This window comes from Winogradskyella sp. A2 (genome assembly GCF_046762865.1).
In the GTDB taxonomy this organism is placed as follows: domain Bacteria; phylum Bacteroidota; class Bacteroidia; order Flavobacteriales; family Flavobacteriaceae; genus Winogradskyella.
On the sequence record NZ_JBKQXM010000004.1, the window covers coordinates 341,756 to 355,335 of the forward strand.

Consider the following 13,580-nt stretch of genomic DNA (forward strand, 5'->3'; position numbering starts at 1 on the left):
TGCTTCGGCTTCTTCTTTAGCTCTTTGTTCTCTCAGTGCTTTTGCTTGTGCTTCGGCTTCTTCTTTAGCTCTTTGTTCTACCAATGCTTTTGCTTGTGCTTCGGCTTCTTCTTTAGCTCTTTGTTCTCTCAGTGCTTTTGCTTGTGCTTCGGCTTCTTCTTTAGCTCTTTGTTCTGCTAGTGCTTTTGCTTGTGCTTCGGCTTCTTCATTAGCTCTTTGTTCTGCTAGTGCTTTTGCTTGTGCTTCGGCTTCTTCATTAGCTTTTTGTTCTGCTATTGCTTTTGCTTGTGCTTCAGCTTCTTCTTTAGCTTTTTGTTCTGCCTGTACCATAGATTCTTCTTTTGAATCCTTAGTGGTGTTATCGTTATTAATAACATCATTTGTAGTTTTCGCAACAACAGCAGTCTTTGTAGTTGTTGTAGTAGGTTTTTTAATTGATGTATTTGTTTTACGTTTTCTAGAATTTGATGCTGTTCTTGTGCGACGTCTTTTTGGTGTAGTAGATATTAAACCACTAATTTCATCATCACCACTATAGTCATAATTCTTGATGTTTTGAAACCTATATGCCAATGTAATATCATGTGATGGGCCAAAATTATTTAAATCACCAACAGCAGTTTCAAAATTATATTCTATGGCTATTTGAGATGTAATATTTAAACCTAATCCTGCTGAAGGACCAAAAACTGAATTATAACCTATTTGGGCCCAAATACCTTTAGGTGCTGTAACCATAGCAAGGCCAGAAATAATTGTTTCATCTGTTCTAAATTCTGAACGCACGAGACCAGAAAACTTTGCATTGTCAAAGAAACCTCGACTGCGCATGTATCCTGTATACATAACATGAGCCTGTATGCCTTGTTCAGGATTGTCTTCGAGCATTTCTGAAGACTCTAAATTGTAGGTAACTAAATTGTTAATCGATAAACCAAAATCTAAAAACTCAGTACCATAATTAATTCCTGGACTTGTTGTTAGAATAAAATTTGTAGGTACGTTATCCAATGATGGATCACTAAAGTTTGTAACTACATTAGAGGTATTGACACCACTACTGTAAGCTCCTATATTCAACCCAAATGTTAGATTATTCATTCTGCTAACCCTTGCGTTGTATGCAAAATTCAGAATTCCACCAAAGGTGGTTAAAACTCCTAAATTTTGCTGAAATAAGCTTAATCCAGCACCAATATTTTCGCTGAATCTACCTGAGTAACTCGCCATATAGGTAAGTGGAGCATCTTCAAATTGAACCCATTCTCTTTTATTATAGATGCTTATAAATTTAGACTGCTCTCTAACGAAACTAAAAGTTGGATTAATGACAAACTTATTAAAGGTCAATGAATTTCTAACAGGTAAGGTTAATGCAACGACACCATCTTCTTCTTGTGCAAATGCAAATTGCAAAGAGAAAACAAGCAAGATAAATATCATTTGTGTCGCTTTCATACTATTTAACTACTGTAATTGATCCTTTTTTGGTTTCATCATTTTCTGTTGTTATGATGTAATAAAAAACCTGGTTAATATTGGTTAAATTCAAATTTGTTTCTGGCCAGTTGTTCTGATAATCTTGTGTTTGAAATACCACTACACCTCTGTTATTCATTATCATCACATCGGTATTTGTTCCACTAACATATTTCTGTGGTAATACCCAAGTATCATTTATACTATCTCCGTTTGGACTAATTAAGTTTGGAATTTTGTCTACATCTGGAAATGGGTCTAAAGCTTCTTCAACCATAAATTCATAGGCTTTAGAACTATTACATCCTGAGGTTTCAGTGATAATAACTTTATACTCACCAAAGTTTGAAGCTTCTATATTATCCGAAGTCTCGTTAGGCATTAATTGATCATTATAGAACCATTGAAATTCTGGTGCAATGGCATCTGTAGTCACTATAACCGTAATTGATTCACCATCTTCAATACTATTAACTTCATCAACATTAATATCACTATTAAATAACTCGCTTACTAAATCGATAGATCCTGATGCAGAACAATCACCTAAATCTACTTGTACTGAGAATGTACCTGATTCGTTGGTTTGGTATTGTTGTTCTACTGCTTCTGCAATAAGCTCTCCATTTTTATACCACTGATAACTAATGCCTCCAATGGTACTTAGAGTTGTATTTCCTTGCTCAGGACAAAATGGATTACCTAAACTTGAAACTATTGTTGCGTCTGCTTCACCAGATGAAGCTTCTGATATTGTTACCCTATTAGAAAACGAGTCTGAAGTGCATGTGCCATAGTTAGTCTCTGCAAAATAAGTTCCTTCAGTACTGACTGATAGAGTAGGACCTTCAGCAATAAATTCAGCTGTAGTTGGACTAGTTTCCTTAAACCAATTAAAAGTTAGAGATGGATAATTTAATGGAGAGTCATTATTTCCTGTACCTGGGTTATCAATTGTTAAAAGATAGCTACCACCAGTACAGTATGCTCCAGTAGATACTAAATTATTAATAGTAAAAGGTGAATCTTGTAATTTATAATAAGCCGCAAAATTTGCAGAACCAGAACTATTTGCTGCAGGAGCACTACTTTTTACCCTAAGTCTATAATTCTCACCGGCTGTTGTTTCTGGTAAAGTAAATTCTAAAGTTGCTGGTGACGTTGTAAATTCTCCAGGTTGTGAAGTATAGATAATGGTTGATTCTGTAAAATCTCCATCGCCATTAGACATTTCAATACTAAATTGATTTGATGATTCTAATGCACTTTCAGGTGAAAAAACAAAAGACAAGCTGTAAGTATTAAATGACTCATTAGCACAAGCTTGAGTAAAGCCTAAATTTGGTGTGCCTAAAACTACTTGAGCCTTTGCTTGTTCTTGTAAACTTGTTAAGAACACACAAAGACTTAAAATAAATTTATTCAATGTTGAATGGGTAAACATAAGTAGGTTTGTAATTTTTTCTCTATAAGCTTAGTTATGGGGTTAATTGTTTGCTTTAGTCATTTTAGTCTTCGTCGTCATCATCATCATCATCAAAATAGTCGTTTGATGCTATGATACCATTTATCCTTAATCTATAATCAGGATATTTCTTATGAATAGCATCTATAAATGTTTCTGAATCTGGGCCTTTAGAATAAACATTGTTAAATGCTCTACTTCCATACCAACTTTCTAAGTCATCATTATTGGTATAGCCTTTTCTAAAAAGATTACCATTACAATTGTTAAAATAAGTTCTTATAAATTCAATTTTTCTAAGGTTAGAGTCGTTCATTTTAATTTGATCGTCTAATATTACTGCTGGACTAAATCCAGAAATAACACTTCTATCACTTACAAAAGAAACATCATTTCCAACATATATAGCTTCTTGAACCAAGCCAATTTCAATATCTGACTCTAAATCATTAGAAACATTCAATAGAGTTAAGTTTTCGGCGTTTACGTTTGTGTATTCTTTGGTAGGATCAGCATCCTCTTTATAATCATAGGACGTGATAAATAGTGCTCTTGAACCATCGGCACTCGAAACATATGGCGATCTTACAGCTAGTGAATTAACCAAATTACATTGAGCGCCATAGTTGAAATTATAATCGTTTTGATTAGAACGGAATGAAACCATTTTAACCAATACTAGGTTACCACCAAGAAGATTAAACGAATTTCCTTGACAATAACTTACCATAACATTATATAGTGTAGTGTCACTGCCAACACCTGCAAGTGTTAATCCACTTAAGTTGCCATGTTCTTTGGTTCTTTTTCCTGCAAACTCAATTCTAACATATTTTAATACACCAGAATCACTTTCTGAGTTTTCACCACCATAAACAATATCCATGAAGGAAGTAGGCCTTAATCCGTAATTTATTGAAGACTCATTACCATAAGAGTTTAATGGAGCATCACCTAACACAAAAATACCTCCCCAATCACCTGGTTTCTTTACACTTCTATTTGAAGTAAAAATAATTGGGTCTGTTTGCTTTCCTTCAGCAATGATTTTTGAGCCTTTACTGATAATAAGTGATCCTTTGGTTTTAAAATCACCTAAGATTACAGTACCGGGTTCTATGGAAAGTGTGGCATTGTTAGTAATAAATACATCACCAACTAAGAGATAGGTATTACGTTTAGTCAATTTAGTATCAATAGCTATTCTACCACTTAATATTTGAGTAGGCTCCTCATACGTAATCTTACTTGGTTGAAACTCAGTCCAAGTGTCTAACCAATTATCATAGCCAATAATTCCTTTTTCTTGTTGAGCAAAACAATTGCCGATTAATAAAAAAACAACAAGTATTGCAAGTGTAATTTTTCTCATAGTAGTTAAGTTCAGTTATTAAATTTTGGCGGCTTCTTTAATAATTAACCCAAACTTATGAATAAGACCTACGAAATACAAATATTATCGACGAAATGCACTATTTTATATTACAATGTTTATTTTTCTTACAATAACACCTGTTTTTTATGAAATTATAGTTAAAACAGGCATTTTAAACATTAATTATAAGGCTTTGAAGACAAAAAAACCTCGACAATATGCCGAGGTTCAATTACTAACTAAATATAAATCAAAATAAAAAACTAATTTGTTTTGAAATCTTCGTATGTATGAAGTGATTTTAGTGTCTCTTCATAAAATAATATTGCTGCTATTAGGTCTGATGTGTCTGAATATGGTAGGATTTTCTTTTGAAATTCTATTGTACTTTCAAAATATTCTCCAGACGCCTCTATATTTTCTTCTAATGCCTTTTTGTTTTCCTTTGTTTCTGGAATACCTAAGGATGCCATCGTTACGCCAGGTTTAGTTGCAAAGGCTATATTAGGCAATATGTTTACTATAACTTCTATACGCTCTATATATAATACCAATAATTCTCCTTTTGGCATATTATCTAGATCTGCTCTACTATGGTATTTTGAGATACTTGTTTTGCCTGCGATAATACTTTGAGATTTTTTATCTTTTTTCTGAGCAAAACTCATACTTATCATAAGTAAAAAAATAGCACTAAAAAGTGTAATTTTAGTTTTCATGTTTATGGGTTTGATTTGGACTTTCTGAAGCAAATCTATATAAATATTCCAATAAAACAAGATTTTTTAACTATTATTTTTAACACTTTAAATGCATATTTCTTAGACAAACTGCATTATTGCTGGATTAAAAGCATATTTATTCGACGAAATACTTAGTCTTATTTTCTCTATTTCATCTTTAAATTAACTGCCTTATTTCATAAAACGCAAGGTGTATTACAATAGAAAATCATGAATTTACTAAGGGTATAACTTTATTAAGTTCTACCATTTCTTTGCATATTAACACCCCATTCACCGATATAATTTGCTTAGGATTTCGTTTTATCGAAAAAAATTGACATTTATATGATATATAGGGTTTTATGGATAAAATGATGGAATTTTGATTGAACCCCAAATTCAATTCAAATGAAAAGATTATTTAATCTTCTTTGTATATTCTTTTGTCTTAGCTCATTAACACCAATTTTTTCTCAAGACAATTCTAACTCATTAGACTTTCAAAAACGTCATCCTATTTATGACTACTCAGATTTAAAATTAAAAAATACTGATACAATTCCTGATTTCAACTCTAAAGACGAAAAACTAAAAGTAACAGGTACGATTTTTTTGAGTGATGGTGTTACACCGGCTAAGGATGTTATTCTGTTTATAGAGCAACCAGATGAAAACGGAAACTTCGATTTAAGAGAAGAAGACGAAAAACGTTATGTACATCACAGAGCTTGGGTAAAAACAGATAATGACGGTAAATATACCTTTTACACTTTTGTACCTGGAAATGATAGGCGTTACAATCAGCCACAGCAAATTTTTCCTGTTATTAAAGAACCAACAAAAGCTGAGTACGAAATTGATACATTTTTATTTGAAGAAGACCCATTGTTATCAAAACGATGTAGAAAAAAAATATCCAAGAAAAAAAATATAGCAAGAATACTTAAACCAAAAAAGATAGATGGTATTCTAGTTGCAGAAAGAAATATAGTTTTAAACCCTTAATTTATAAGTCAGCATATTTTTAGTCCCTTAATTAACCATGTTGTAAAAAGTCGTAATTAATTATTACGACTTTTTTCTTTTTTTAGTTCAAATCTAAGCTAATATACTTTCATGTCCAGAATCTTTAACAAACAGGCATGAACTGTTGGTTTTTGCAGTCATTTCTTTAATAAACTCAAACTTTAAATTAGGTTCCATTCCGAATATATTGAGATCTGCAGAAGGTGCTTTTGTGACAATATCACTGAATTTACCAATATGAATCTCGGTAAGTGTTTTAGGTAGTCTTGCCAAATTAATGAGTTTATTAAGAAACTCTTTGGCCTGTGCTTCATCTTGAGGATTTTCTAATACTGTTATCAGTCTTATTTGTGCCGTCCAATTCATTTTAAGCTTGTATGCAATTAATATTGATAGGTCTAGATTACCAATATCCCAGCCTAATTCCCAGTTTCCTCTTCGATCACTCACCCATACATTTATTACGTTGCGTTGTCCTAAAAGTGCAGTTTTATGCAATGAAAACAATAATATCCCTATCTCTAAGCGAATAGACTCATTCATTACAGGACGCAATTCATTCTCATAATCATCATGATCTTGAAGATTTAAAAACAAAATATTTGGCCTGAAGAATGCTCCTTGTAAAGCTTGACTACCATAATTAATTCCATTTGCAAATTCCTCTGTATGTATCACAGTAGAAGAGGAGAATACACCTTTTTGCCTAAATGATGCCGAAATATCATCTAATTTCATTGCAAGTGAGCTGTGCTCTGTAAATGGTTCTATACCCAATAGTTTAATTGAACCCTTGGGTTTGGCAATATTTCTTAAAAATTCGAATGTTCCTTTTAAACCGTTAACATCTCTCACTGGCACCATAAGATTTGCTTTCCAAGCACGTTGTTGCATCTTTTTCATTCCCCAGGTATGCTTTGCTGCCCATTCTGCAAAGGACACAAATAACCCAGAACGTACATCCTCAAAAGGTGTTTCTAAGTTTTGTCTAGATAAGTACCAATATACTGTAAGGACAATCATAATTGAAATTAAACTCACTGTTGGGTTGATGATAAACATGGCAAAAATTGAAGAAATAAGTCCAAGCCATGGTACCCAGCGTCTAATTTTAAAAATTGGTCTGTAACTTATCAACCCTAAATTCTGCTCAATTATAACCACGATATTTATCATCGCATAAGTGATTAAAAAGAAAAGCGTAACTAAAGGTGCTACAGCATTAAGATTTCGTAATAATAAGGTTAAGAATATAAGTATACCAGTTACCATCATGGCATTTCTAGGTTGACCCGTTTTACTTTGACCTGCCAATATTTTTGAATAGGGTAGTACATTATGTTCTCCCATTGCGAATAAAATTCTAGAAGACCCCACAATAGAAGCTAAAGCAGATGAGAATGTTGCACCTAAAATTCCTGCTAAAATTAATGGTCCGAAATAGGCCTTTTCTACCATTATATAATAATCACCAACGAGCTCCTGTTCCGTAGCACTTCTGCTAATCCAAAATGCTAGAAGCATGTATATTATAAAGCTAACTGCAATGGCCCAAAGTGTACCATTTGGTATACTTTTTTTAGGGTCTTCCAATTCACCAGACATATTTGCACCAGCCATTATGCCAGTTGCAGCAGGAAAAAAGACCGCAAAGACCATCCAAAAGGAACTGCCACTGAATCCGTTTTCAATTGAACCTTTAAATGAACCCCAACTTAAAGAATCACTAACAGGCAATGTCATAGAGCCTTCATAAGCAGCAACAACAATTGATACCAAGGACAGAATGATAATACCCATAATTATGAATTGTGTCTTTATTGCTAGATTGGCACTTATGTATGCTATTGTAAACAGTACACCAAATACAATTACGTCTACCAAAAAGGCATTATGATCTGGGAATATACCTAACCATCCTTCTCTAAAACCGAAGATGTACATAGTTACAGCTAATCCTTGAGAAACATATCTGGGAATTCCCAAACTACCTCCAACTTCGAGACCTAAGGCTTGTGATACGATGGCATAAGCTCCTCCAGCACCAATACGAATATTCGTTGTAATTGCAGACATTGATAGTGCTGTACATAATGTGATTAAAAAAGACATTATTATAATAAGCCATGCACCAAGTAAACCTGCATTACCAACTACCCAACCCAAACGCAGATACATAATCACACCAAGAATTGTGAGTAATGTAGGTGTAAAAACACCACCAAATGTTCCGAATTTTTTTAAGGCTTTAGGTTGGTCTGCCATAATGGATTTAGTTAATCACTTCAATGTAGTAAATTCTAGTTTAAAATAAATTATTAGTAGAAAAATAATTTGCTATTCAAGTTTATCTTTCATTAATGTTGAATAGTTTAAAAAATCAAGGAACTTTTCGTAAATTTAGATTCAACCAAAAAAAACCTCATTAAATGAATACTTCAAATGTAAAAGCCTATGGAACTGATTCTCCAGAAGCAGATTTAAAACAATTAGAAATAGAACGTAGAGCAGTGACATCAACTGATGTCGCAATAGATATTCTTTATTGTGGTGTATGTCACTCAGATTTACATTTTGCGAGAAATGATTGGGGAATGACACAATATCCTGTTGTTCCTGGACACGAAATTGTAGGTAGAGTTACTAATGTTGGCGATGCTGTTTCAAAATATAATGTTGGTGACTTAGTGGCTGTAGGATGTTTAGTGGATTCTTGTAGAACTTGTGATAATTGTAAAGCCGATTTAGAACAATACTGTCCTGAATGGGTTGGTACATATGGTGGGTTTGATAAACATTTACAAACCAATACACATGGAGGTTATTCTCAAAAGATTGTGGTGGATGAAGAGTTTGTACTTCGTGTACCGGAAAATCTTGACCAAGCTGGTATTGCACCTGTGCTTTGTGCAGGGATTACCACATGGTCGCCTTTAAGATACTGGAATGTAGGCAAGGACAGTAAAGTTGCTGTTGTTGGTTTAGGTGGATTAGGTCATATGGCTATTAAACTTGCACATGCTCTCGGAGCTCATGTTACCTTATTTTCAAGATCTACTAATAAAATTGAAGATGCAAAAGCTTTGGGTGCTGATGATGTTGTTATTTCAACAGATGAATCTCAAATGGAACAGGTTATGGGTAAATTTGATTTGATCCTTGACACAGTACCTTATGAACATGACTTTAATCCATATATGGCAACTCTAAGTACCAATGGTACATTAGTGGTTCTTGGCTATTTAGGCCCTGTTGATTCTCCGTTGGTCACGGTTCCAATGATTATGGGCCGTAAAAGTATGGCAGGTTCACTTATTGGTGGAATTGCCGAGACTCAAGAATTATTAGATTTCTGTGGAAAACATAATATCACTTCGGACGTAGAAGTTATAAATATGCAGGATATAAACACTGCCTATGAGCGAATGCTTAAAAGTGACGTAAAATATCGCTTTGTAATTGATATGAAATCTCTCAGTTAATTATTGAGAATTCTCAAAAAGCAGAGGTTTTAATACTTCCCATACTGTATTGGCCACAATTTGATGGCCTTGAACTGTGGGATGTATGCCATCTTGCTGGTTTAGCTCTTTTATTCCACCGACGTCTTTTAAGATAAATGGAATGAAAGTAACATCATTTTCCTTTGCCAATTCAGCAAAAACGGACCTGAATTGAGAAGTGTAGTCCTGTCCCATATTTGGTGGTAATTCCATACCGGCTAAAATGATTCTAGTGTCTGGGTTTTTCTTGTTAACATTATTAATAATGGCTTGTAGATTAGATTTGGTTTCGCTTAGAGGTATACCACGCAATCCATCATTTCCACCAAGTTCTAATAAAAAAATATCAATATTTTGTCGCATTACCCAATCTATTCTGCTTCTCCCGCCTGCTGAAGTTTCACCACTCAATCCAGAGTTTATAACGGTATAGTTAAGATTTAACGTATCTATTTTTTGCTGCAAAACAGCAGGATAAGCATCAGCGCTATCATCTAAACCATAACCTGCAGTTATACTATCACCAAAACAAAGGATAGTTTTAGTGGTTTCTGTTACTTCTTCGTTCGTTTCCTTTTCAGTATTCATCTGCGTTTCCGTTGATTTTTCTTTTGTTTTATCACCACCACAACTTAATAGAAATGTTATAAGGATAATATAACAAAACTTTAAGATTTTAAGCTTACTAGTAACTAGTGAAATCAATTGTAAATGAGTATTTTGGAATGCGAACATAAGGCGTAAAAAAAGTTGTTAAGTCTATGACAAAGATATTAAAGATTAACGGTTTAGAGAAGACCTATAAAAGTGGGCAAAAACAGTTAACAGTTTTAAAAGATATTTCATTCGATGTAGAGGCAGGTCAGACATTCTCTATAGTTGGACCTTCAGGAAGTGGTAAAACGACTTTACTAGGTTTATGCGCTGGGTTGGACGAGCCCAATTCTGGTATGGTTGAGCTGTGCGGTTTTGAATTAAAAAGTCTAGATGAAGATGAACGTGCACAATTAAGAAATAAGGAAGTAGGCTTTATTTTTCAAAATTTTCAATTGTTACCAACACTTACTGCACTTGAAAATGTGAGTGTTCCACTAGAACTCCAAGGAGCTAAAGATGCCAAATCCATGGGTAAAGAATTATTAGAAAAAGTAGGTCTTGGAGACAGAATGCATCATTATCCATCACAACTATCTGGTGGTGAGCAACAGCGTGTGGCCTTGGCGAGAGCATTTTCAAATACACCTTCCATTTTATTTGCTGATGAACCAACAGGTAACTTGGATGAGGAGACTGGAGAAAAGGTGATTCAATTATTATTTGATTTAAATAAGGAAGCTGGCACTACATTGGTTATTATCTCTCACGACTTAGATCTTGCTAACAGAACTCAACAAATATTACGACTTAAAGGAGGCCAAATATTAACCAACGAAAGAACTGCCGTAAATTGAAACCGAAATTCTCATGGTTATTTAAAATGGCTTGGCGAGATGCCAAGGCTAGTCGTGTACGGTTATTGCTGTTTATGTCTTCTATTATTTTAGGAATCTCTGCAGTGGTAGCTATACAGTTATTCAGCGAAAATCTAAGAGAAAATATACAGAAACAGTCTAAAAATCTTATGGGTGCCGATTATATTATTGACACCAGACAAGAGCCTTCAGAACGTGCCCAAGAAATCATTGACTCACTTAAGCCAGATGCTAAGGAGGTCAACTTTGTATCTATGATTGCATTCCCGAAGAATGGTGGTACAAAATTGGTAAATGTACGTGGTATGCAAGGAGACTTTCCGTTTTACGGCACCATGAAAACAGAACCAATTATAGCTTCTGACGAATATCAACAAAAGAATGGAGCTCTAGTTGATGCTACGTTAATGCTGCAATATGATGTAGTTCCAGGTGATTCTATTAAAGTTGGTAAAGTAACATTTCCAATTGCAGGTTCTTTAAAATCAGTACCAGGTAGTAATGCTGTTTCAACTTCCGTGGCACCACCTGTTATTATTCCATATAGCACTATCGAAGCTACTGAGCTACTTCAATTTGGAAGTCGTAAGGAATATCAATTCTTTTATAAGGCATCAGACACTTTAGATTTAAATGCGTTTGAAGAAAAAATTGATCCAATGTTAGATTTGGCGAATGCAGATTTAGACACACATACAAGTACTAGTCGTCGTTTAGGTAGACGTTATGATAATGTGGGTAAGTTCTTAAACCTTGCCGCATTTATTGCATTGCTACTTGGATGTATCGGAATTGCGAGCTCAGTTCATATTTATATTAAGGAAAAATTAAAAGCCATTGCTATTTTAAAATGTTTAGGTGCTAGTCGTAAACAGAGTTTTCTAATTTTTCTGTTACAAATTTCGGGTATTGGTATTTTAGGTGGTTTAATAGGATCATTAATAGGCGTGGCCTTACAAGGACTTTTTCCTTATATTCTTAAATCATTTTTACCATTTGAAATTGAAATGTCAATTTCTACTCAACCAATAATTATTGGTATCCTTTTGGGCTTATTTATGTCAGTTTTATTTGCCTTGATACCCTTGCTACATACATGGTATGTTTCACCTTTAAAGGTATTGCGTGTCAGTGAGGAACCTGAGCAACCACGAAGAGTCCGAACCTTAATATTCTGCTCAATATTATTGTTTCTTTTTCTGTTTTCATATTGGTTATTAAAAGATGCAACTTATGCTTTAGTATTTGTATTAGGAGCTGTAATTACTTTTATAATAATCGCAGTTGTAGCAAATTTCTTTATGAAATTGGTTAGACGCTTTTTTCCTAAAACATGGAGTTTTACTGCTAGACAAGGCTTGTTAAATCTTTATAGACCAAATAATCAAACCGTAGTGCTTGTATTAGCGATAGGTCTAGGTACATTTCTTATAAGTACGTTATATTTCACTAAGGATATTCTTTTATCTAAAACCGAAGTAGGTCCAACCGCTGAAAATGCCAACATTATCATTTTAGATGTGCAGAGCCATCAACGAAAAGCTATGGCAGAACAACTAAAGACAAGCGAAGTACCAATTCTAGATAATATTCCTCTGGTTACCATGCGAATGCATCAAATTAAGGATAATCTTGTAAATGATTTAAGACAAGACACAACAAGACAGGTGAGAGGTTGGATTCTTAATCATGAATTTAGAACCACTTATCGTGAAGAACTTATAGCATCTGAAGAACTTATTGATGGTGAGTGGACATCTGAATTAAAACGAAACGAACCCATAGTAATTTCTATTTCAGATAACTTAGCCGCTGATGCTAAAGTAGATATTGGTGATAAAATTGTATTTAACGTACAAGGCGTTTTAATGGAAACTACTGTTGGTAGTATTAGACAAGTAGATTGGGGACGTATGCAACTCAATTTTTCAATAGTTTTTCCAAAAGGCGTCCTTGAGGAAGCACCTCAATTCAGTGTATTTACCACCGCTGCTGAAAATGAACAAGTATCTGCGAACCTACAACGGAATTTAGTCGAAAAATTCCCAAATGTTACTATTATAGATTTACGACAAGTATTTAATATTGTTGAAGATATTCTAGACAAAGTGGCTTGGGTTATAAATTTCATGGCCTTTTTCAGTATTATTACAGGCCTTATTGTACTTATTGGTTCTGTTAGAACAAGTAAATACCAGCGCATTAAAGAAAGTGTTCTACTTAGAACCTTAGGTGCAAAAAACCGTCAGATATTAAAAATCTCAGCTCTTGAATATCTATTTTTAGGAGTCTTAGGAAGTTTAGTTGGTATTTTGTTAGCGCTTGTCAGTGGCTTATGTTTAGCACTTTTTATATTCCAAGAACCATTTGTGCCATCATCAATACCCTTTGTTGTCTTTTTACCAGGTATAACTGTATTGGTCTTAGTTATAGGCTTGAGCAATATAAGGTCTGTACTGAGTAGTTCTCCATTAGAAGTTTTGCGACGTGAAGTATAAGAGTAACAAGGATGTTTTGACTTCTATGAATTATAAG

Annotated in this window: 10 protein-coding genes; 4 read left to right on the top strand and 6 right to left on the bottom strand. The window is 33.9% G+C overall.

Annotation, left to right across the window (positions count from 1 at the left end; translation table 11 throughout):
* The 4 genes from ACFWV9_RS10075 to ACFWV9_RS10090 all read right to left on the bottom strand — a co-directional run.
* The coding region (locus ACFWV9_RS10075) for a PorP/SprF family type IX secretion system membrane protein (protein WP_411895086.1) at positions 1-1,458 on the bottom strand (1,458 nt) is incomplete at its 3' end.
* A gap of 1 nt (position 1,459) precedes the next feature.
* Positions 1,460-2,923: a gliding motility-associated C-terminal domain-containing protein gene (locus ACFWV9_RS10080; protein ID WP_411895087.1), complete on the bottom strand. Its 1,464-nt coding sequence runs from the start codon at positions 2,921-2,923 to the stop codon at positions 1,460-1,462.
* A gap of 64 nt (positions 2,924-2,987) precedes the next feature.
* On the bottom strand, positions 2,988-4,316 hold the full coding sequence (locus tag ACFWV9_RS10085; RefSeq protein ID WP_411895088.1) for a hypothetical protein: 1,329 nt from the start codon (positions 4,314-4,316) through the stop codon (positions 2,988-2,990).
* Between the two features lie 266 nt (positions 4,317-4,582).
* Positions 4,583-5,038: a hypothetical protein gene (locus ACFWV9_RS10090; RefSeq protein WP_411895089.1), complete on the bottom strand. Its 456-nt coding sequence runs from the start codon at positions 5,036-5,038 to the stop codon at positions 4,583-4,585.
* A 414-nt stretch (positions 5,039-5,452) separates the two neighbouring features.
* Between ACFWV9_RS10090 and ACFWV9_RS10095 the strand changes: the two genes are divergently transcribed.
* Positions 5,453-6,049, top strand: a complete 597-nt coding sequence (locus ACFWV9_RS10095) for a hypothetical protein (protein WP_411895090.1) — start codon at positions 5,453-5,455, stop codon at positions 6,047-6,049.
* A gap of 93 nt (positions 6,050-6,142) precedes the next feature.
* Here the strand turns inward: ACFWV9_RS10095 and ACFWV9_RS10100 are convergent, their stop codons facing one another.
* A complete protein-coding gene (locus ACFWV9_RS10100) occupies positions 6,143-8,335 on the bottom strand; it encodes an amino acid permease (protein WP_411895091.1) in 2,193 nt (730 codons plus the stop codon).
* A gap of 164 nt (positions 8,336-8,499) precedes the next feature.
* On the opposite strand from ACFWV9_RS10100, the gene ACFWV9_RS10105 reads away from it, so the two are divergent.
* On the top strand, positions 8,500-9,552 hold the full coding sequence (locus ACFWV9_RS10105) for an NAD(P)-dependent alcohol dehydrogenase (RefSeq protein WP_411895092.1): 1,053 nt from the start codon (positions 8,500-8,502) through the stop codon (positions 9,550-9,552).
* Here ACFWV9_RS10105 and ACFWV9_RS10110 read toward each other — a convergent pair whose 3' ends face one another.
* The gene (locus ACFWV9_RS10110; RefSeq protein WP_411895093.1) at positions 9,553-10,308 is read right to left on the bottom strand and encodes an arylesterase; all 756 of its coding nucleotides are present in this window, start codon (positions 10,306-10,308) and stop codon (positions 9,553-9,555) included.
* Between the two features lie 26 nt (positions 10,309-10,334).
* Here ACFWV9_RS10110 and ACFWV9_RS10115 point away from each other — a divergent pair, with 26 nt between their 5' ends.
* Complete coding sequence (locus ACFWV9_RS10115) at positions 10,335-11,024, top strand: ABC transporter ATP-binding protein (protein WP_411895094.1); 690 nt, start codon at positions 10,335-10,337, stop codon at positions 11,022-11,024.
* Between the two features lie 26 nt (positions 11,025-11,050).
* Positions 11,051-13,543 (top strand): ABC transporter permease, encoded by a 2,493-nt coding sequence (locus ACFWV9_RS10120; protein WP_411895198.1) that lies wholly within the window; start codon positions 11,051-11,053, stop codon positions 13,541-13,543.
* Positions 13,544-13,580: the final 37 nt, after the last annotated feature.